Origin of the sequence: Altericroceibacterium spongiae (assembly GCF_003610805.1) — a bacterium.
Lineage (GTDB): Bacteria > Pseudomonadota > Alphaproteobacteria > Sphingomonadales > Sphingomonadaceae > Altericroceibacterium > Altericroceibacterium spongiae.
The window spans coordinates 178,764-199,328 of sequence record NZ_RAPF01000006.1 but is presented as its reverse complement, the minus strand read 5'-3'; the positions used below and the strand labels follow the sequence as shown (position 1 = coordinate 199,328).

The 20,565-nt window shown below is 59.6% G+C and carries 21 protein-coding genes; 11 read left to right on the top strand and 10 right to left on the bottom strand.

The features are described from left to right. Positions 1-138: 138 nt before the first annotated feature. Genes D6851_RS12800 through D6851_RS17560 form a run of 4 tightly spaced genes read right to left on the bottom strand, consistent with a single transcriptional unit; the run spans position 139 to position 4,033 of the window. Positions 139-1,086, bottom strand: a complete 948-nt coding sequence (locus D6851_RS12800; protein WP_120325267.1) for an acetyl-CoA carboxylase carboxyltransferase subunit alpha — start codon at positions 1,084-1,086, stop codon at positions 139-141. Positions 1,087-1,096: 10 nt separating this feature from the next. Beyond that, positions 1,097-2,008: a tyrosine recombinase gene (locus D6851_RS12795; RefSeq protein ID WP_274379057.1), complete on the bottom strand. Its 912-nt coding sequence runs from the start codon at positions 2,006-2,008 to the stop codon at positions 1,097-1,099. Beyond that, positions 1,980-3,836, bottom strand: a complete 1,857-nt coding sequence (locus D6851_RS12790; protein ID WP_120325266.1) for a hypothetical protein — start codon at positions 3,834-3,836, stop codon at positions 1,980-1,982. The genes D6851_RS12795 and D6851_RS12790 overlap by 29 nt, the downstream gene beginning before the upstream one ends. After that, complete coding sequence (locus D6851_RS17560) at positions 3,833-4,033, bottom strand: hypothetical protein (RefSeq protein WP_147395477.1); 201 nt, start codon at positions 4,031-4,033, stop codon at positions 3,833-3,835. Before D6851_RS17560 ends, D6851_RS12790 begins: the two co-directional genes overlap by 4 nt. Positions 4,034-4,086: 53 nt before the next feature. Between D6851_RS17560 and D6851_RS12785 the strand changes: the two genes are divergently transcribed. Both D6851_RS12785 and aroB read left to right on the top strand, forming a co-directional pair. After that, positions 4,087-4,656: a shikimate kinase gene (locus D6851_RS12785; protein ID WP_120325265.1), complete on the top strand. Its 570-nt coding sequence runs from the start codon at positions 4,087-4,089 to the stop codon at positions 4,654-4,656. Further along, positions 4,647-5,759, top strand: coding sequence for a 3-dehydroquinate synthase (gene aroB / locus D6851_RS12780; protein WP_120325264.1), 1,113 nt, complete (start codon positions 4,647-4,649; stop codon positions 5,757-5,759). The genes D6851_RS12785 and aroB overlap by 10 nt, the downstream gene beginning before the upstream one ends. On the opposite strand, the gene D6851_RS12775 is transcribed toward aroB, so the two are convergent. The 5 genes from D6851_RS12775 to D6851_RS12755 form a co-directional block, all read right to left on the bottom strand. Continuing rightward, positions 5,756-6,295: a DUF421 domain-containing protein gene (locus D6851_RS12775; protein WP_238474088.1), complete on the bottom strand. Its 540-nt coding sequence runs from the start codon at positions 6,293-6,295 to the stop codon at positions 5,756-5,758. The two genes, aroB and D6851_RS12775, sit on opposite strands and share 4 nt — an antisense overlap. Before the next feature lie 9 nt (positions 6,296-6,304). Continuing rightward, entirely contained in the window at positions 6,305-6,763 is a 459-nt protein-coding gene (locus D6851_RS12770) for a DUF488 domain-containing protein (RefSeq protein ID WP_120325263.1), read from the bottom strand. 8 nt (positions 6,764-6,771) lie between these two features. Next, positions 6,772-8,121: a glutathione-disulfide reductase gene (gene gorA, locus D6851_RS12765; RefSeq protein ID WP_120325262.1), complete on the bottom strand. Its 1,350-nt coding sequence runs from the start codon at positions 8,119-8,121 to the stop codon at positions 6,772-6,774. A 166-nt stretch (positions 8,122-8,287) separates the two neighbouring features. Further along, entirely contained in the window at positions 8,288-9,490 is a 1,203-nt protein-coding gene (locus D6851_RS12760; RefSeq protein ID WP_238474087.1) for an amidohydrolase family protein, read from the bottom strand. Positions 9,491-9,661: 171 nt separating this feature from the next. Further along, positions 9,662-10,258, bottom strand: a complete 597-nt coding sequence (locus tag D6851_RS12755; protein WP_120325261.1) for an FMN-dependent NADH-azoreductase — start codon at positions 10,256-10,258, stop codon at positions 9,662-9,664. Between the two features lie 76 nt (positions 10,259-10,334). Here D6851_RS12755 and D6851_RS12750 point away from each other — a divergent pair, with 76 nt between their 5' ends. From D6851_RS12750 to D6851_RS18215, 9 genes are all read left to right on the top strand, one after another. After that, positions 10,335-10,733 (top strand): winged helix-turn-helix transcriptional regulator, encoded by a 399-nt coding sequence (locus tag D6851_RS12750; RefSeq protein WP_238474086.1) that lies wholly within the window; start codon positions 10,335-10,337, stop codon positions 10,731-10,733. Positions 10,734-10,802: 69 nt separating this feature from the next. Continuing rightward, the gene (locus D6851_RS12745; RefSeq protein ID WP_120325259.1) at positions 10,803-12,869 is read left to right on the top strand and encodes an NAD(+) synthase; all 2,067 of its coding nucleotides are present in this window, start codon (positions 10,803-10,805) and stop codon (positions 12,867-12,869) included. 72 nt (positions 12,870-12,941) lie between these two features. Then, positions 12,942-13,733, top strand: coding sequence for an SDR family oxidoreductase (locus tag D6851_RS12740; RefSeq protein ID WP_120325258.1), 792 nt, complete (start codon positions 12,942-12,944; stop codon positions 13,731-13,733). Continuing rightward, positions 13,730-14,413, top strand: a complete 684-nt coding sequence (locus D6851_RS12735) for a cytochrome b/b6 domain-containing protein (RefSeq protein ID WP_120325257.1) — start codon at positions 13,730-13,732, stop codon at positions 14,411-14,413. The genes D6851_RS12740 and D6851_RS12735 overlap by 4 nt, the downstream gene beginning before the upstream one ends. Further along, entirely contained in the window at positions 14,400-15,140 is a 741-nt protein-coding gene (locus D6851_RS12730) for a molybdopterin-binding protein (RefSeq protein WP_120325256.1), read from the top strand. The genes D6851_RS12735 and D6851_RS12730 overlap by 14 nt, the downstream gene beginning before the upstream one ends. Before the next feature lie 242 nt (positions 15,141-15,382). After that, positions 15,383-16,624 carry an SAM-dependent methyltransferase gene (locus D6851_RS12725; RefSeq protein WP_120325382.1) on the top strand — a complete coding sequence of 414 codons (1,242 nt, stop codon included), beginning with the start codon at positions 15,383-15,385 and terminating at the stop codon, positions 16,622-16,624. Positions 16,625-16,654: 30 nt separating this feature from the next. Continuing rightward, positions 16,655-17,200, top strand: coding sequence for a hypothetical protein (locus tag D6851_RS12720; protein WP_238474085.1), 546 nt, complete (start codon positions 16,655-16,657; stop codon positions 17,198-17,200). 114 nt (positions 17,201-17,314) lie between these two features. Then, positions 17,315-18,544 carry an argininosuccinate synthase gene (locus tag D6851_RS12715; protein ID WP_120325255.1) on the top strand — a complete coding sequence of 410 codons (1,230 nt, stop codon included), beginning with the start codon at positions 17,315-17,317 and terminating at the stop codon, positions 18,542-18,544. 165 nt (positions 18,545-18,709) lie between these two features. Continuing rightward, entirely contained in the window at positions 18,710-19,270 is a 561-nt protein-coding gene (locus D6851_RS18215; RefSeq protein WP_274379056.1) for a septal ring lytic transglycosylase RlpA family protein, read from the top strand. Positions 19,271-19,369: 99 nt separating this feature from the next. Here the strand turns inward: D6851_RS18215 and D6851_RS12705 are convergent, their stop codons facing one another. Next, a complete protein-coding gene (locus D6851_RS12705) occupies positions 19,370-20,401 on the bottom strand; it encodes a LacI family DNA-binding transcriptional regulator (RefSeq protein ID WP_183030089.1) in 1,032 nt (343 codons plus the stop codon). Positions 20,402-20,565: the final 164 nt, after the last annotated feature.

Genomic DNA, 20,565 nt, shown 5'->3' with positions numbered 1-20,565 from the left:
CTAACAGGGCCAGACACGGGTCAGGCTGCGCCAATGTGCATATCCGATGCACATGACAATGCCCGCCCATGCTGCCACGGGCGGGCATTGTCAGCAAAAACCTGCAAAACCGTCTTCGAACGGCAGGGCAGGAGAATCCTACAGCCGGCCGATCGCCAGAAAGCGTTCCTCACGCAATTGCTTGAGCTGGCCAGGATCCATTTGCGAGAGCGAATCGAGTTCTTCGCAAATCGCATTGGACAAATTCTCCGCCGTGCTGCGCGGATCGCGATGTGCCCCGCCAACCGGCTCTTTCACGATTCGGTCGATAACATTGAGCGATGCGAGATCCTGTGCGGTCACTTTCATCGCTTCAGCGGCTTGCGGTGCCTTTTCACCGGTCCGCCAGAGAATCGACGCGCAGCCTTCGGGCGAAATGACCGAATAAACCGCATGTTCGAGCATCAGCACACGCTCGGCACTGGCCAGCGCCACTGCGCCGCCCGAACCGCCTTCACCCACGATCGTCGCGACCATCGGCACCGGCAGACCGAGACACGCTTCGGTGGAGCGGGCGATGGCTTCGGCCTGTCCGCGCTCTTCCGCCTCGATGCCGGGGAAAGCGCCCGACGTATCGACCAGCGTCACTACCGGCAGACCGAAACGGCCGGCCAGTTCCATCAGGCGAATCGCCTTACGATAGCCTTCGGGTTTGCCCATGCCGAAATTATGGCGCAGGCGACTTTGCGTATCGTTGCCTTTTTCATGGCCGATCAGCATCACCTTGCGGCCTTGCAGTGTGGCGAAACCGCCCATGATCGCTTCATCATTGCCATAGAGACGATCTCCGCCCAGCGGCATGAAATCGTCGAACATTTCGGCCACATAATCGCGAAAATGCGGGCGTTGCGGATGCCGGGCGACCTGCGTCTTCTGCCAGGGCGTGAGCGAGGCATAGCTGCTTTCCAGCATTTCGGCGCTTTTGCGTTCCAGCCGGGCAAGCTCCTGCGCGATATCGACATCGTCGCTTTCCGCAAGAGCGCGCAATTCGGCAATGCGCGTTTCCAGCGCGGCGACGGGCTTTTCGAATTCGAGATAGGAAATCATGTTTCCTGCGCTACTGCGCGGAACGCTTCTCGGCAAGAGGATGCCGTTCATTCACCAACGCCACCAGCCGCGCCGAATCGACATGCGTATAGATCTGCGTGGTCGCAATATCGGCGTGGCCGAGCAGTGTTTGCAGCACGCGCAGATCGGCACCGCCTTCCAGAAGATGGGTGGCAAAAGCGTGGCGCAGCACATGAGGACTGACCCGCGCCGGATCGATTCCCGCCCGCGCTGCGAGATCGCGCAGGAGCTGAAACAGGCGGATTCGCGTGAGATGTTTCCCGCGCGAGGGGAACAGGAATTTCCCGTCATCGGGGCGCACGGCCTGCCAGCGTGCCAGCACCTGCACCGCGCGGTTGGAAACCGGCACCATGCGTTGCTGCCCGCCCTTGCCCCGGATAGTCAGAAAAGGCGCATCGCGCGGCACAGCTTCGAGCGGCAGCGAAACCAGTTCGCTGGCGCGCAGCCCCGAACCATAGAGCAGTTCGAGCAAAGCGAGCATTCGCACCGTTGCCGGCTTGCCGCTCAGCGCTTCTTCTTCGGCGCGCGCGAACAGCGCCTCCACCTGCGTATGATCGAGAATACGCGGCAGGCTGCGGCGCGCAGAAGGGCGCGGAAGAGCCGGAGACGGATCGTCGCTGCGCAGCCCCTCATCCACACAGAAGCCGAAAAACTGCCGCAGGGCCGAGCTTTTGCGCGCCACTGTGGTCTCGGCCAGATTGCGCCAGGCATCGCCCAGAGCAGCGACATCTTCGCGGCTGACCGAAGCCAGATCGCCTATCGCATCCTCGCTGCCTTCCAGATCGCGGCGATAGGCCGCCAGCGTATTTTCCGCCGCCCCGCGCTCCGCAGCAAGCATGGCGATGAAGGATTCGACCGCCGCGCTGATCGGCCTATCCTCTGGCGACCGCCTCAGCGGCAATCATGCGCGCTTCGGCATTGAGACCGGCCTTGTCGAGCGAACGCACGATCAGATAAAGCTGGCGTGCCGTCATCTTGTCCCAGCCATCGCCCTGCATACCCAGCCCGGCCAGAATCGCGACCAGCGCGGCATTGCGATAGTCGGCTGCCTGCGTGATCGTGCGGCTCCACGGGCTTTCGCGATTGAAATCGATGCCGAGATTCTCCCCGAAACCGGCCATATCATCATTGTCGAGCCGGCCCAGTCCGGCCAGCCCGGCCACCAGAAAGCGCGATTTGCGCTGTCCGGCAGAACTGTCCTCATCGATGAAACTGTCCACCGCTCCGCTCGACACGGTGCCCGAACGTTCGGGCTGCGCGACGGCCAGCAGACCCCAGGCCTCGCTCCCTTCGCTCACTGTGCCGCCCCAGCGCATCGCGTTACGGTCGAGCCCGGCAGCCAGCATGGAAGCGATCAGATCGGCCGGGTCGTCAGCCAGATCCTCATCCACGGGCAAACGTGCTGCCGCATAGGCGGTGAGCACAAGCTTGCCGTAATCGGGCGTTCCATTGCCCCATAATTCACGCATGGCAGCGAGACGCTCAGCCGGACCGGTGGCGACATAGGCGTTGCGCAGCCGGTTCGTATCTTCGCTCAGCGCGCCGTCATTTTCGGCGCTGGCATGAAGCTGCGAATAAAGATCGACCATCGCCGCCGAAGACAGAATCCCGTCCATCCCCGCGCGATCTGCCGCTTCGGCACGCATTGCCAGCGGCAAAGCCGGGATCAGCACGGCGGAACGCTGATAATAGGGCCCGGCATCGTCAAGCAGACTCTCCGGCATATCCACACCCAGCGCCGCCGACAGGGCAAAGCGCCAGGGGGTCATTTCATTCACATCGTCCCATTCGATATTTACCGCCCGGCGGCCTTCCCCGGCCGCTCCGGCGAAACGCTGGGCCAGCAGCACATCGACCCGCGGCGCAAGGCCCTGTGCCAGCGCACGATTGAGCTGGCGCTCCGAACTGCGCGTATTACCGGCAAAGGCAGCGCAGATCGAACGGGTCATTTCCCACTGCGGATCGGAGCGCAGATCGTCCTTGAGCCGGGCCACCGGGCACATGCCGATCAGATCGCCGGTCTGGAGATAGGCATCGAAAGCCGCATCGGCGAGCGCGAGATTATAATTGGCCGAATCGACATCCTGCACCAAAGTCCGCGCAACCTGCCCTTCGCCCATGCGATTGAGCAGCGCCGCCCGCAAAGCAGCGAATTCCACAGGATTCATACCCTCGGGCGCATCCATCCGGCTGGCCAGAGCGCGGCGCAGAAGAATATGGCCCCAGCGCGACACGAGCGGCCCCTGCGTTCCCTTGAGCGCGGCACGAATAAGCGAGGCTGGTTGCTTTGCCAGTGAACCGGCCGGAAAGCCCCCCTCTTCGGCGGAAATCACCCCGACCTGTTCCACAGCGCGCCGCGCCGCGGGAGGAACGTCGAATTTCGGCTTGAGACCGAACAATTCGTTCACCTCATCGGTTTCCATGTCCTCGATCTCGGCGAGGCTGGGCAGTTTGGCCAGCGCATCGCCATCGGCTCCGCCGCTTGCGCCGGGCTGAGATGCAGGGTTTTGCGATGCCGCCTGAGAAGCCGGCGCAGCGCCGGGCCGCTCGGCAGGCACAGGCGTAGCGCTCCGGCGCGGCGGCGGGGCTGGCGTCGCCGGCTTTGGAGTGGGCGTAGGAGTCGGTGTCGGATTGTCGAAACCGGGGGGCAAAAGCGATTCCGGCGAGGCCCAGGCCAGAGAGGAGCTGACAGCCAGGGCGACCCCGGTCAGCAGGACGACACGCTTCATTCTTTATTCTCCTGGGCGCCCGTAAATTCGCCACCCGTCGCGGAAAGGGCCACAGGCTGCTCGATCATACGCGGTTCCTGCCTGCCACCATCGATCCAGGCGACAACCAGAAATGCAAGGATGATAACGCCAAGCCCGATCCAGATTTTCTTTCGGCCCATTTCCACCAATCGCAAAAATTTCGTGGCGCCTGCCAAACTGCACCGCCACGCTTGCGCTGCGGACTAGCGCAATTATAGCCCTTGCGGCAATGACCAAGGATGATCCCCTCCCCTCACCGGCTGAAGTGAGCGCGCTCCGGGCGCGGATAGACCGCCCGGTCGTGCTGGTGGGCATGATGGGCGTTGGCAAGTCCAGCGTCGGGCGCAAGCTCGCGACGCTGCTCGATCTGCCCTTTGCCGATGCCGACGATGAAATTGAAAATGCAGCGCAAATGTCGATCCCCGAAATATTCGACCAGTTCGGCGAAGGCTATTTCCGCGATGGTGAACGGCGGGTGATCGCCCGGATGATCGAATCGGGTCCGGGCATTCTGGCCACTGGCGGCGGTGCTTTCGTGCAGGATGAGACTCGCGAGCTGATTCTCGACAAGGCCATCGCCCTGTGGCTCGATGCCGATACCGACACATTGGTGGAGCGGGTGGGCCGCAAGCCCGGCCGGCCACTGCTGCGCAATGGCGATCCGCGCGAAATCCTCACGCGCCTCAAGGCCGAACGCCGCCCCTTTTACGAACAGGCCCCGCTCCATGTCGTCAGCGAAGCCGGGCCGCATCAGCAAACCGTTCTGCGAATCATGAAAGCACTCGACCAATGGCTGTGATCCCCATCGACCTTGCCGGACGCTCTTATCAGGTGCGCACGGGCAGCGGACTGCTCAAGGAACTGCCCGATCAGTGCGGCGCGCTGCTGCGCAAGAAAGCCGTGCCCGTCATCACCGACACCAACGTCGCCGAATACTGGCGCGGCGCGGTGGAAACGACGCTGGCCGAAGCGGGTTTCGAACCGCACTGGCATATCGTCGATGCCGGAGAAGCGAGCAAAAGCTGGTCTGTGCTCGAAGAGCTGGTGGACTGGCTGCTGGCCGAAGAAGTCGAACGCGGCGATCATATTATCGCGCTCGGCGGCGGAGTGATCGGCGATCTCACCGGCTTTGCCGCCGCAATTCTCAAACGCGGCTGCGGCTTCATTCAGGTGCCCACCACTCTGCTGGCGCAGGTCGATTCCTCGGTCGGCGGCAAGACCGCGATCAACACGCGCGCGGGCAAGAATCTGGTCGGTGCGTTTCATCAGCCCGGCCTGGTGCTGGCCGATCTCGACACGCTGGGTACGCTGCCGATCCGCGAAATGCGCGCCGGTTATGCCGAAGTCATCAAATACGGCATTCTGGGCAACCGTGCATTTTTCGACTGGTGCGAGGAAAATGGCGCGAAAGTCGTCGCCGGAGACCGCGCGGCGCAGGAATATGCCGTGTGCCGGAGCGTGGAAGCCAAGGCGGCCATCGTTGCCGAAGATGAGCGCGAAACCAAAGGTGCGCGCGCTCTGCTCAATCTGGGCCATACATTCGGCCATGCGCTCGAAGCCGAAACCGGCTTTTCCGACCGGCTGCTGCATGGCGAAGCGGTGGCGCTGGGCATGGTGCTGGCCGCCCGCTATTCGGCGCGCAAGAGGCTGATTTCCGATACGGATGCGCAGCGGGTAAGCGCCGCCATCGGCGCCGCCGGTCTCGCCACGGAAATTTCAGCGCTGGGGCTCGACTGCAACGGCACCAAGCTTGCCGCGCACATGCTGCATGACAAGAAGATGGATGCCGGCACGCTGCCTTTCATTTTGTTGAATAGCATCGGGGAGGCTTTCCTCGACCGCGACGTTTCGATGGAAGATATCGCCGCCTTTATGGAAGAGCAGCTCGAAAAAGGGGTTTAAAGCGCCTTCTCATCGTGTTCGAGCACAGAGCGCAGTGCCGTGCAGTCGGCAGCTTTGCCCTCGCAAATTACGCTGAGCGATCCATCGGCTTCCAGAACCACGGCAGAAACATCTTCGATTTTGCCGTGGCCGTGGCGGCGGATGGCCGCTTCCACCTCGTCACGCCTGATATGTTCGTAACGCAGCGCATCCTCGTAAAACCGGCCATCGCGCAGCAGAATGCGCGGCTCCGATCGTAACGCATAGGCAAAGAAGCTGAAGCGATTGGTCAGCCAGCTCATGCTCAGTTGCAGCAGGGTCAGCGCTGCCAGCGCCGCCAGCCCTTCCGACAGGCTGACATCTTCGAGCAGAATAGTGCTGGCCAGAATGGACCCCAGCGCAATGGTGACGATGAAATCGAACGCATTGAATTTGGAAAGCAGGCGCTTACCGCCAAGCCGCATCAGGACAATCGTTGCCAGATATCCACTGGCAACAATGATGCAAACGCGGGCTATATCGGGCCAGTTATCGAAAAACATGCTTCCGATACGCATGAAAACCGCTCATGGTTTCGGAATAACTTCCGGCTCCAGATCAACCTGTTCGCAATCGCTCAGCAACTGGCGGACGAGAATATTGCGATGGCATTCGCAGGCGCGGCGTTCATAGCAAAGCAGCGCCACCCGCTTATCCCGTGCCAGCATGCGCAATTCGGCCTGCTGGGCCAGACTTTCGGGCAATTCGAGCTGGCCGGCATAGATCCGTTCCAGCTCAGGCAGATCGCCGCGCCTTGCTGCCGCGCGACCATCGGCGGGGGTGCCGAGCTGCCTGAAATGGCGGTAAGTCAGCCCCGCTTCCTCCACCGCCGCGGCGAGCGAGCGTTTCGAAAAGCCGGGGCGACGCGACAGGGGCAGATAGCGAATATCCGCCAGCACTTCGACACGCGCTTCCACCAGAGCGGTTATCAAAGCGGCCTGTGTCGCCTGTTCGTAACCGATGGTGAAAATCGCGTGCGAAGCCATAAACGGGCCTATTTCAGGAGCACCAGCTCTTCGGCCATGGAAGGGTGAACCGCCACGGTCGCATCGAAATCCTTCTTGGTCAGTCCCGCTTTCACCGCCACGGCGGCGGCCTGAAGAATTTCGGGCGATTCGGGGCCGATCATATGGATGCCCAGCACCTTATCCGTATCCGCATCGCAGACCATCTTATAAAGGCCGCGCTCCTGCGTTTCGGCAAAGATGTTCTTCATCGGACGGAAATCGGATGTGTAGACTTTCACACTGCCGAATTTGTCACGCGCTTCACCTTCGGTAAGGCCGACACCGCCCATCGGCGGCTGCGAGAATACCGCACTCGGAATGCAGTCATAATCCACTGTGCCCGGTTTGTCGCCGAACACCGTATCGGCAAAATTCTGCCCTTCGCGGATGGCGACCGGCGTTAGCTGCACACGGTTGGTAACATCGCCCACCGCATAGATGCTCTCGCAGCTCGTCCGGTTATGTTCGTCCACCTCGATTTCGCCTTTCGTGCCCATGGCCACTCCGGCGCTTTCGAGGCCCAGCCCTTCGGTCTTGGGCACACGGCCGGTGGCGATCAGGATGCAATCGGTATCGATCCGCTGTTCCTTGCCGGCAATATCGGCACAAAGCGTCCCGTCTTCCATTTTCTCCACGCCATTGAGACGCGAATCCATATGGAATTCGATACCGCGTGCCGAAGCGAGCCGCAGCAAACGGTCGGTAATGCCTTCATCATAGCCGCGCAAAATTGTCTGCGTGCGGTTCACCACATCGACATGGCTGCCCAGCGCATTGAAAATTCCGGCAAATTCCATCGCGATATAGCCTGCGCCCACCACCATGACGCGCTTAGGCAGATCTTCCAGATGGAACACCTCGTTGGAGCTGATGCAATGTTCGACGCCGGGAATATCGGGCATATAGGGCCAGGCCCCCACGGCCACGAGGATATATTTCGCCGTAATCTCCCGCCCGCTGGCCAGTTTCACGCTATGCGGGCCGGTCACCGTGGCGCGTTCGAGAATCTGCTCCACACCATGATTGTCGAGCGTGTTGGTATAGAGGCCGTTGAGCCGGTCCACATCGCCATTCACATGATCGCGCAGACGCTGCCAGTTGAAGCTCTTCTCCCCCAGATCCCAGCCCATCGGGCCGGCATGGTCGAGTTCCTCAGCGAACATGGAAGCGTAAACCAGCAATTTCTTGGGCACGCAGCCGCGAATGACGCAGGTTCCGCCGATGCGGTGTTCTTCGGCCACGGCGACCTTGGCCCCATGGCTCGCCGCCACGCGGGACGCACGCACGCCCCCCGAACCGGCACCGATGACGAACAGGTCGTACTCATAGTCTGACATGAAAGGCTCCTCTGGCGCGCCCGCGCATATTTGCTGAACACAGGTTTGGCGGGGATATGGCGAGGCCGGAGGACTAAATCAATCTTAGCGTATCTCCGGGCTCACCATAGCGGGCGAGAGCGGGCGAAAAAGCCTGTCATGTTCCCCCGCTGCGCAAGAGGCCGCGTCAGGCCGCCCGGGCTTCGCTGCCGATAGCCAGCCGTCCCTTCACCGTCGCCTTGCCGAGATCGAGACCGTATAGTTTCGCCGCATTGCCGCCGACCAGCTTGCGCACCAGATCCGGTTCCATATGGCCCATCGTCTCACCGATGGTCCTCTCACTATGGGGCCAGATCGAATCGGGATGCGGATAATCGCTCGCCCACAGGAGATTATCCGGCCCCCAGAATTCGGTGAGCCGCATGGCGGTGGGGCTTTGCTGGAAAGTACCGTAAACCTGATTACGAAACACTTCGGAGGGTTTCTTCTTATGCGGGATACCGCCCTTATCGTCCCAGAAATCGGCGCATTCCCACAAGCGCCAGTGGCGATAATCCAGCTCTTCGACCACCCATGGCACCCAGCCCACACCGCTTTCCGCAATCACGATTTTGAGATCGGGATGCCTTTCCAGAATTCCCCATGCGAACAGATCGACAAAGGGATCGAGAAACTGCTCGATAAACATTTTGGCATGCAGGAAGGTCGCACCCGGAGAGCCCTTATATTTATCGAACGCTTTAGTGGCTGAGGGAAACACGGTAACATGGAAGGAAAGCACGATGCCGCTTTCTTCCAGCAAATCGAAAAGCGGCTCCCACCGTTCATCTTCCAGCCGCGGTTCGCATACGGCAATTTGCAGATTGGCCTGCTTCACCCCGCCCCGCTTCGCCAGCCGTTTCAATTCGTCGATCGCCGGTTCGGGATGGGGCGGCAGCATGGCGACGCCGATCAGACGCTCGGGCGCCACCGCACAGAAATCTTCATAGAGCCAGTCATTATAGGCCGCATAGCAGGCACGCATAAGCTGCTCATTATCGGTTCTGATCGATGTCACCGGGCCGAACACCAGATGGCCCCACACACCGTCGCGATCCATATCCTGCAAACGCAGTGCCGGATTGCCCGCGCGCAATTCGCTCAGATCCTCGATCCCGCCGCGGTCATAGGCTGTGTGGATCGGCTTGGGCCCCGAAAAGCCGAGCGGCTTGCCCGCCCAGCTTCCCCAGCGCTGATCCCCGCAAACCCATTGCGCCGAACCGTTTTCCAGCTCCTCTATATGCGGGGCCAGATCGCCCCATTTCGCAGCGAGCCGCCCGGTCCAGACATCGGCCGGCAGCATATTGAGATCGAGATGGTCATCACAGGACACAAGCGGCGCTTCGATCACGGTCATTCTCCCATTTGTTTGCCGGATTTTGTCAAACTCGGGGGAGAAGCGCAAGTTCGATAGCTTGCTATTTTTTAAAAGCTCGATGGCCACAAGGCGTTGCTCACGGAAAAGCCGCCCTGCCTCCGGGGAAGCAAGGCGGCTTTTGTCAGTCTCCGCGACAGAGACGGCTTACAGCGCTGCGATCTGCTCTTTCGCCGCAGCGATGGAAGCAGCGCGGATATCGGGACCGAAACCGGTCTTGTTCGCGCGCACGAAGATTGGATCGTCAATGCCGATAAAGCCGAAGAAATCCTTCAGATATTGTTCCTGATGCTCCATCACCCCGCCTTGTTCATATTCACCGCCCTGCGAGGAAACGATCACCACTTTACGACCACCGGCGAGCCCCTGCGGCCCGGCTTCGGAATAAGAGAAAGTCACGCCCGGCACGCCGAGACGGTCGAGCCATGATTTAAGCTGGCTGGGAATGGTGAAATTATACATCGGCGCACCGATCACCACGATATCGCTGGACAGAAATTCGTCCAGCACAGCCCGTTCGGTTGGAAAGGCCGCTTTCATATTGTCGTCCTGCGCATCGGCGGGCAGACGGATCGCGCCTGTAGTGGTCGGTGTAAGATGCGCCAGCGGCTCCACACCGAGATCGCGATAGACGACTTCGGCATCGGGATAGAGTTCCTTGAAATGCGCCGTAGCGGCGGCACTGACTTCGCGGCTGACCGAAGCGGCACCGGTCGTGGCGCTGTCGATATGCAGAATTTTCATGTGACTTCTCCGGTAACAAAGGATAACCGGGGCGCATATGGATACTGTCAGCACATCTCCGCAAGAAGGCACATTTTTGTCCGATAGGCACATCGATGTCCCTTTTGAGCCCGAGACTTTCGGCGCCTGCCCAGCCGTGACCGAAGTCCTGTCCCGCGTCGGTGACAAATGGTCGATGCAGGTGGTGATCCGGCTCGGCTCCGGACCACGCCGTTTCAATGAGTTAAAGCGTCTGGTCACCGGTATTTCACAGCGTATGCTCACCCGCACATTACGCGGCCTGGAACGCGACGGGCTTATCAGCCGCACCGTCACGCCCAGCGTACCGCCACGGGTCGATTACGAACTGACCCCGCTCGGCCATTCGCTGTGGAGCCCGGTGGCGCTGCTTAGCAGTTGGGCAGTAACGAATCGTGAGGAGATTCATCAGGCGCGCGACCGCTACGATGCCGGGGAACGGGAAAACAATTTCTGAACGGGGGGCTTTGTCCGGCACCGGCAAACTGGCAATGATGGGCCGAGATTCGAAGGAGAAAAACGGCGCATGAGCGGCCAGACAGACGCAGCAGTGTTTTACGACCTCCATGCCCATGGCTTCGTGCGGGTCGCTTCCAGCGCGCCGCGCGTGCGCACGGCCGATGTCGCTTTCAACCGCGACGCGATCCTTGCCGAAGCGCGCCGCGCGCATGAGGCGCATGTCGATTTGCTGGTCTATCCCGAATTATGCGTTTCCTCTTATGCACTCGACGATCTGCACCTGCAATCGGCCCTGCTGGATGCGGTGGAAGAGGCGGTGGCGGAAATTGTCGCCGCGAGTGCCGACCTCTCCCCCGTCCTCCTTATTGGCGCGCCTTTGCGCCATAACGGGCGGCTCTATAATTGCGCGCTGGCTATTGCGGCAGGCCGGCTTATCGGCGTAACGCCCAAAAGCTTCCTGCCCAATTATCGCGAATTTTACGAAAAACGCTGGTTCGCCCATGGCCGCAATATAGCAGGGATGACCATCCGCATCGGCGAGCTGGAAGCTCCCTTCGGCAGCGATCTGATCTTTGCCAGCGAACAGCTGGCCGGTTTCGTGTTCCATATGGAAATCTGCGAGGATCTTTGGGTTGCCACCCCGCCCTCCTCGCAAGGCGCGCTGGCCGGGGCGACGATCCTGACCAATCTTTCCGCTTCCAATATCACGATCGGTAAATCGGATGAGCGGCATTTGCTGTGCCGCGCCCAAAGCGCACGGGCGGCGGCGGCCTATATTTATGCCGCGGCGGGCCATGGGGAAAGCACCACCGATCTTTCCTGGGACGGTCAGGGCGTGATTTACGAGCTGGGCGACAGGCTGGCGGAATCCGAAAGATTCAGCCTCCATCCCGAATTATGTATCGCCGATATCGATTGCGACCGGATCTTGCAGGACCGGATGCAGATGCAGAGCTTCAACGATGCCGCCGAAGCCAGCGGCCATCCCGAACAGCGCTTCCGCACCATCCGTTTCAGCCACAATCCTGCCAAAGGCGATATCGGGCTGATCCGCCCTGTGCGGCGTTTTCCCTTCGTGCCCAACCGCCAGCACCGGCTGGACGAAGATTGCTACGAAGCTTTCAATATTCAGGTCGATGCACTGATGCGGCGGTTCGAAGCGACACGCCCCGAAAGCATGGTAATCGGCATTTCCGGCGGGCTCGATTCGACCCATGCGCTGATCGTGGCAGCCAAGGCCTGTGATCGTTTGCGCATTCCACGCTCGACCATTCGCGGCTATACGATGCCCGGCTTCGGCACATCCGACGAAACGAAAGACAATGCCTGGAAGCTGATGTGGGCGCTCGGCATTCAGGGTGAGGAAATCGATATCCGCCCGGCCGCCACACGGATGCTCGAAGATATCGGCCATCCCTTTGCCGATGGCGAACCGGCTTATGACGTGACTTTCGAGAATGTGCAGGCGGGCCTGCGGACCGATTATCTGTTCCGTCTGGCCGGCCATTATAAGGGTTTCGTCATAGGAACAGGCGATCTCAGCGAACTGGCGCTCGGCTGGTGCACCTATGGCGTGGGCGATCAGATGAGTCATTATGCGGTGAATGCCGGGGTCCCCAAAACGCTGATCCAGTATCTGATTCGCTGGACCACCACGACAGGACAATTCGATCCCGAGACCGATGCGATCCTCCACGCCATTCTGGAAACCGAGATCTCGCCCGAACTCGTGCCCGCCGATCACACCGGCGCCATCCAGAGCACCGAGGCGAAAATCGGCCCTTACGAACTGAACGATTTCTTCCTGCATCATATTGTCCGCTTCGGGCAGCGACCGTCCAAAGTGGCCTTTCTGGCCTGGCATGCCTGGCGCGATGCCGCCGCAGGGCAATGGCCTGCCGGTTTCCCCGAAGCGAAGAAAAATGCCTATGAGCTTGCGACCATTCGCGAATGGCTGGAAAAATTCCTCCGCCGTTTCTTCGCTTTCAGCCAGTTCAAACGCTCGGCCATTCCGAACGGGCCCAAAGTCTCCTCAGGCGGCGCACTTTCGCCGCGCGGTGACTGGCGTGCGCCGTCCGATGCCGTCGCCGATACATGGCTCGCCGAGCTGGAAAAGCGGGTGCCCAAAGCCTGAAAGGCCGGAGAGGAAAGATAGCATGCCAACTGCCCTCTTTCTTCCTTCGCCTGGCTGTGCTCCATTGGCGTCATGACACAAAGCAATGCGCCATCTTCATCCGGCAATGATCGCCCCGCTGTGCTCATTACCGGGGCGGGCAAACGGATCGGCGCTGCTATCGCCCGGCATTTCGGAGAGAATGGCTGGCATGTCGTGATCCACTGCCACCACTCGCACGGCGCGGCCGAGACACTCGCCGGCGCCCTGCCCTCCGCCGAAACCGTGCGCTGCGACCTGGCGCAATCGGGCGCCGGCGTGAAAATGATCGAAGAACTGGCAACGCGACTGCCCGACTGGCGCGTGCTCATCAATTCGGCGAGTATTTTCCCGCCCGACGACGTGACCGGCCTTTCATCGAAGGTCTTCGCCGAAACCATGCAGGTCAATGCTAAAGCCCCGGTGCGCATGGCTCAGGCTTTCCTGCGCTGCGCCAGAGCCGCAACCGGCCGCCGGGTGATCCAGATCACCGACCAGAAAGTCGCCAATCCCAATCCCGATTTTTTCAGCTATACGATGAGCAAACACGCACTGGCCGCCACCGTCCCGATGATGGGCATGGCGGCCGGGAGTGACGACCGGGTCTATGCCATCGCCCCCGGCGCCATTCTGCCAAGCCATGATCAGACAGCGGACGAAGCGGAAAGCTCGCACCGGATGAATCTGCTCCATCGCCGCACTGCGCCGCAAGAGATCGCCGATACGGCGCTGTTTCTTGCCAGCGGTGTGCTGGATAGCGGGCAGACGGTTTTTGTCGATTCCGGTCAGCATCTCGTGCCGCAGCCGCGTGACGTGCTCTATCTGGCAAGAGAAGACTCCGCATGACGCAGCGTCCCCGGCACAGCCTTACCACCCGGATATGGCACTGGCTCAATCTGGCCTGTCTGGCGGTACTGTTCATGTCGGGGCTGAATATCTCCAACGCCCATCCCCGGCTTTACTGGGGGCAAGCCGGATTCGCTCCTTCGCAAGCATGGGCGTTTCTCCCGCGCTTTCCCGGCTGGGCGACAATCCCCGGCTATTACAGCCTTTCCGCCGCGCGCGACTGGCACTTCCTGTTTGCCTGGATTTTCGCGCTCGCCCTGCTGCTTTTCATGCTGATATCGCTGGTCAACGGGCATTTCCGAAAGGATATCGCAACACGTCTGGCAGAATGGCGCGGGCAGGCGATATGGGCGGATATCCGTGCGCATCTCCGGTTCGATTTCCATCGTGGCGCAGGGCAGTATAATTTTCTTCAGAAAGCGGCTTACGGGCTGGTTATCTTCATCATGCTGCCGCTGATGATCTTTACCGGCATGGCGATGAGTCCGGGCATGGATGCGGCATGGCCCTGGTTACTCGATCTTTTCGGTGGGCGGCAAAGCGCCCGTTCGCTCCACTTTCTGTGCGCCTGGGGCTTATTCGCCTTTCTGCTGCTGCATGTCGCGCTGGTGCTGCTTTCCGGCCCGCTGGGCCAGCTCAAAGCCATGGTAACGGGAGGGAAACGCGATGAAACGCCGTAATCTTCTGGCTGCCATGATGGCCGGCATGGCGGCTGGCTGTTCCAAACTTGCTGACACTCAGCCCATAGCCACCCTGCTCGATCGCGCCGAAGACTGGCATCGCAGCGCCCATCGCGCGCTTGCTTCGCGGCAGGCACTGGCCCGCGAATTCGACAGGCAGGATATCTCGCCATCTTTTCGTGGAAACGGCACGCTCGATCCTGCTACACCGGCCTATCGCGCTGCAGCGCAGAACGGTTTTGCCGACTGGCGGCTCGCCGTACACGGGCTGGTCGGCCAGCCGCTGTCGCTCTCGCTGGAAGAAATCCGCACCCTGCCCCAGCGCACCCAGATTACCCGCCATGACTGCGTGGAAGGGTGGAGCGCCATCGGCCAGTGGACCGGGCCGCAACTGGGCATCATTCTCGATCTCGCGCAACTGTCCGAAGAGGCGAACTATATCGTCTTTCACTGTGCCGATCATCTGAACGGGGCAGCTTATTACGAAAGCATCGATCTGGTCGATGCCTATCACCCGCAAACCATCATCGCCCACAGACTCAACGATGCTCCGCTACCGGTCCGCAACGGTGCACCCTTGCGCCTGAGAGTCGAACGACAATTAGGCTATAAGCACGCAAAATATCTGACTGCTATCGAAGCGGTAAAAGATCTTTCCGGAATCGGCCAAGGTAAAGGCGGCTATTGGGAAGACCGCGCCAATTACCAATGGTATGCGGGAATTTAATATTACACAGCAATCGGTTACTCTGACTGTACCTGATGATAATCTTTCTGTGTGATGAACACCCTTGTCATGATGCTCTGCATGGATAAGTTATGTCCTCAAGATGACTACTCACTCCGGTACTTTGCCAGCTTTCCCGATTAAAAGTCATACGAAGCGGGCGCTCAGGGCACCGGGCCGGGTGACGTTGACGCATGGCATTCAGGCGGAAAACACGCCGATCAGCTATGTCAGGGGAAAAAATGAAGATATTGGACCGTTTCGTGTCGGGCCTCATTCAGCACGGCACTCTGACTATTTCGGCACCCGGAGGATGGCACAGGACCTATGGCCGGGCTGAACAGGGCTATCCCGATCTTGCAATAAAGCTGACCGATGAAAAGGTCGTCAATGATGTGATTGCCGATCCCTGGCTTGCTTCGGCCGAAGCCTATATGGATGGCCGGATCATCATCGAGAAAGGCGATATTTTCGAGCTTCTTGCCCTTTTCAGGGCCAATCACCCCTGGGATGGCGGTGAAACCCTGCCGCTGGCGAAAGGGTTCCGCTGGCTGCAACAGCAGATTGCTGGCAAACTCAGCCAGTTCAATCCGCGCGGCCGCTCGCGCCGGAACGTGTCGCATCATTACGATCTGGGCAATGCGTTCTACAAGCTGTTCCTCGATGAGAACATGCAATATAGCTGCGCCTACTGGCACCCCGACACAGAAAATCTCGATCAGGCCCAACAGGACAAACTCGCCCATATCGCGGCGAAACTGAAGCTGAAACCGGGCCAGCGCGTGCTCGATATCGGTTGCGGCTGGGGCGGCATGGCGCTCTATCTGGCGCGCCATTACAATGTCGAAGTGCTTGGTGTGACGCTTAGCACCGAACAACTCGCGCTGGCGCGTGAGAAAGCCAAACAGGAAGGGCTCGACAACAGCGTTCGCTTCGAACTGCTCGATTATCGCGATCTTGCCAAAGAGGGGGCGACTTTCGACCGGATCGTGTCGGTGGGCATGTTCGAACATGTCGGCAAACCGCAATATCGCACATTTTTCCGCTCCTGCCGCAATCTGCTGAGCTATGACGGGCTCATGGTGCTCCATACGATCGGCCGTATGGGCGATCCCGAACCGACCGACGCCTTTACGCTGAAATATATCTTCCCCGGCGGCTATATGCCTGCGCTCAGCGAAATCGCCGAGGCGAGCCAGCATTATCATCTGCTTGCCGCCGATGTGGAAATGCTGCGGGTCCATTACGCCAAAACCCTGCGCGCCTGGTATGAACGGACGCTGGAACAGCGCGAAGCGATCGAAGCGATGTACGATCCGCGCTTTTTCCGTATGTGGACCTATTATCTGGCCGGGGCTTCGGTCGGCTTCGAATATGGCAATCTCTGCGTCTATCAGATTGTGTATTCGCGCAACCGCCATGCCCTGCCATTGACACGACCCTATTTTGAACCCGACAAAAGATCTGTACCATTATCCGACTGACCAGCCGGAATGGCCAGAAAAGGGGTATCGATGCGAACCGTTCTGATTTTCAGCAAAACCATGTCCCGGTTCTGGCTTTCCGTTACCATTCTCATTCTCGCTCTCATGGCAATGCCTGCCCAGGCGGCGGTGACGGTATCGTTTCACAGTTTCAACGGATCGCTGTTCGGGCGTTATCCTCATACTTTCGTGGTCTTTGACGGCTCTCTGGACAGTACCGGAGAAGCTGTACACTCCAATTACGGTTTCACCGCCACCAGCGTCGGGCCCAATGTCCTACTCGGCGAAACAAAAGCGGAAATCTATGTCGAGAAAGAAAAGTATATCCGCAAGACGAACGATCATTTCACTATCACGGTGAGTGATGAAACCTATCGCCGGATGATGGATGAAGTGGAAGCCTGGCGGCACAAAACCTACGATCTCGAAACCCGCAACTGCATTCATTTCGTTGGTGCCATTGCCAGAATTGCCGGCCTGACAGTCGATTATCCGGACAAAATGCTGCGCAAACCCCGCTCATGGCTCAACCATATTTCCGATCTCAATCCGCAGCTCGACGCAACAAAGTTCTAAATTTGGCTGGAACCTGCTGCAAATCGGTGCTTTGCCGCCATCATAGCCATTGAATCGCACGGGCCTGCCTGATAGGCGCGGCCTCGCTTTCTATTTCCGCAAAGGCCTCCGTAAATGTCAGACACCGATAGCTCCAGGATCAAACGCGTTGTGCTCGCCTATTCGGGCGGACTCGATACGAGCGTGATCGCCAAATGGCTGCAGGTGACCTATAATTGCGAAGTGGTGACCTTCACGGCCGATCTCGGCCAGGGCGAGGAAATCGAACCGGCCCGTGCCAAGGCCCGCAATATGGGCATTCCCGATGAGCATATCTATATCGAAGATGTGCGCGAGGAATTTGTGCGCGACTTCGTTTTCCCGATGTTCCGCGCCAATGCCCGCTATGAAGGCGATTACCTGCTCGGCACATCGATCGCCCGCCCGCTGATCTCCAAGCGCCTGATCGAGATCGCCCGCGAAACCGGCGCCGATGCAATTGCCCATGGCGCCACCGGCAAAGGCAACGATCAGGTCCGTTTCGAACTTTCCGCCTATGCGCTCGATCCCGATATCAAGGTCATCGCGCCATGGCGTGAATGGGATCTCGGCTCACGCAGCGCGCTGATCGACTGGGCCGAGAAGCATCAGATTCAGGTCCCCAGGGATAAGCGCGGCGAAAGCCCCTTCTCCACCGACGCTAATCTCCTGCACACTTCATCCGAAGGCAAAGTGCTCGAAGATCCGTGGGAAGAAACCCCGGATTACGTCTATTCGCGGACGGTGAATCCGGAAGATGCACCCGACGCACCCGAATATATCACCGTGGATTTCGACAAGGGCGACGGCGTTGCACTCAATGGCGAGGCGATGAGCCCGGCCACTTTGCTCACCGCGCTGAACGAACTGGGTCGCAAGCACGGCATCGGCCGGCTTGATCTGGTGGAAAACCGCTTTGTCGGCATGAAGAGCCGCGGCATGTATGAAACGCCGGGCGGCACGATCTATGCCGTCGCCCATCGCGGGATCGAGCAAATCACACTCGATCGCGGCGCAGCGCATCTCAAGGATGAGCTGATGCCGAAATATGCCGAACTGATTTATAATGGCTTCTGGTTCAGCCCCGAGCGTGAAATGCTTCAGGCGGCAATCGATCTCAGCCAGCAGAAGGTCAACGGCACGGTACGCCTTAAACTCTATAAAGGCGGCGTCCACCTTGTTGGCCGCAAGAGCGCCGACAGCCTCTATTCGGAACGCCATGTAACCTTCGAAGACGATGCCGGCGCTTACGACCAGAAGGATGCCGAAGGCTTCATCAAACTCAACGCCTTGCGTCTGCGACTCCTCGCTAAACGCGATATGTAGTTTATCTTAGGCCGGAGGCGCTTCACCGCAGGAGCCTTCGGCCACACATTCAGACTACGACGAATCGAGCCCGAAACGGGACCGGATGCCCTTATGTGGGTAGTATGACACGCCCCCGGCGCGTATTGCCCCCGTCACTCATGGATGACGGGAGTTGCTTTCATTATGAAAGTATCTGGCATTTCGAAGCGTTATACAGCACTGGGCGGCCTCGGCCTGATGGGCCTGGCTCTGGCTATCGCGCCCGGTCATGCAGAACAATCCCCGGCGCCGGAAATCGTTCCGGTATCGGGTACGCTGAGCGGACTCGAAACGAATCTGCCGCGCTTCGAACCCTCGGAAACCGATGATGGTACCGATGCCAATCCTGCCATCGATCTCGATGACAGCGACGCTCCACTCGCCGCTGCGAATGCTATCGGCATGGCTGAGGAAATCGGCGCCGGCGAAGCAAGCTGGTACGGGCCGAAATTCCGCGGCCGCCGGACAGCGAATGGTGAAACATTCGATCCGACACAGCTCACCGCCGCGCATCGTACCCTGCCCTTCGGCAGCAAAGTGAAAGTCACCTATGGCCGCACGGGTAAGTCGGTCGTGGTTCGCATCAATGATCGCGGCCCCTATGCGCATAACCGTGTGATCGATCTTTCTGAAGCCGCTGCGCGCCAAATCGGTATTCGCGGCGCCGGTCGCGGCCATGTCACTCTGGCCCTGATGGAAAGCTGAGCCCGGTTACGCCTGACGCGTCAGGCCAGTTTGTTACGCGCCTTCCCGCTAAAAGCAGGCCTCGCCCATAGGAAGCGTGGCCCGTCCCATATGTATCGCTCACGCCATCGACGCATCGGCCACGGAATCGCGTTCGATCAGCTCATAGCCGATCTGCCGTGTCACTATATCCCGATCCGCCCAGTCGAGCAGCATCCGCACGCCCGTTTCGGCCATTTCAGCAATCGGCTGACGAATTGTCGTGAGATAGGGCCAGACGGTCATGGCGATGATCCCGTCATCATAGCCGCAGACCGATACATCTTCGGGTACATTGAGGCCGCGTTGCTGGGCCGCATTGAGAACCCCCGCCGCCATATCGTCGCTCGTCACGAAAATGGCTGTCGGGCGCGGTTTACGTGCAAGTAAGCGTTTGCCCGCTTCGATACCGCTGAAAAAGGTAAAATCGCCCATCTCCTCCATCACGGAAATATCGGGCTGGAGCCGCTGGAAAGTCTCGATAAAGCCCTGCCGGCGACATTCGCTTCGCCCATGGGCGAGAGGGCCGTTAATAATCGCAACATGGCGACGATGCCCATGTGCATAAAACAATCGAGCCACATCGCCCGCCGCAGCATAATCGTCCATATCCGCTGCCTTGGAGCGGCCCGGATCGGCAGTCGGCGCAATCCGTACATAGGGCAGCCCTGCCTTTTCGATCAGATCGAGCACTCGCGGATCATCGGCCAGCGGTGGCGTAAGAACCAGCCCGTCACTCTGGCGCTGATGCAGGACAGGCAGCAATTGTTTTTCCAGCGCATCCCATGTCTCCGCCGGACGGATTTCTTCGATCCGCAATTGATAACCCGCTTCCCAACATGCCTTGTAGCACCCCGTCTGAATCTTCATCTTGTAATTCGGGGAAGGATTGTCGAACAGCAGACAGATTGTGAAGGAACGGTTCCCGGCGAGCGAACGGGCAGCCATATGCGGCACATAGCCCAGTTGGGCGACGGCATGTTCTACCTTTTCACGCAAGCTGGCGGAGACATGCGCTTCCCCGTTCACCACGCGCGAAACACTTTTCAATGACACGCCCGCTTCCCTGGCAACATCCGCCATGGTGACACGCATATCGACAAATCGGTTCATAGCTGCAGCCCCTCTTGGCCGTAAACTTGTCTTGCTGCGCATAAGGGCGTCAATCCCTATCTGACAGCGCAAGGCATTTTCTCCCCTTCTTTCATATATATGCTGCAGCAAAAACAGCCATTACGCAGGAAATCCGCGCCATTCTTATGGCAGACCTTTTGCAA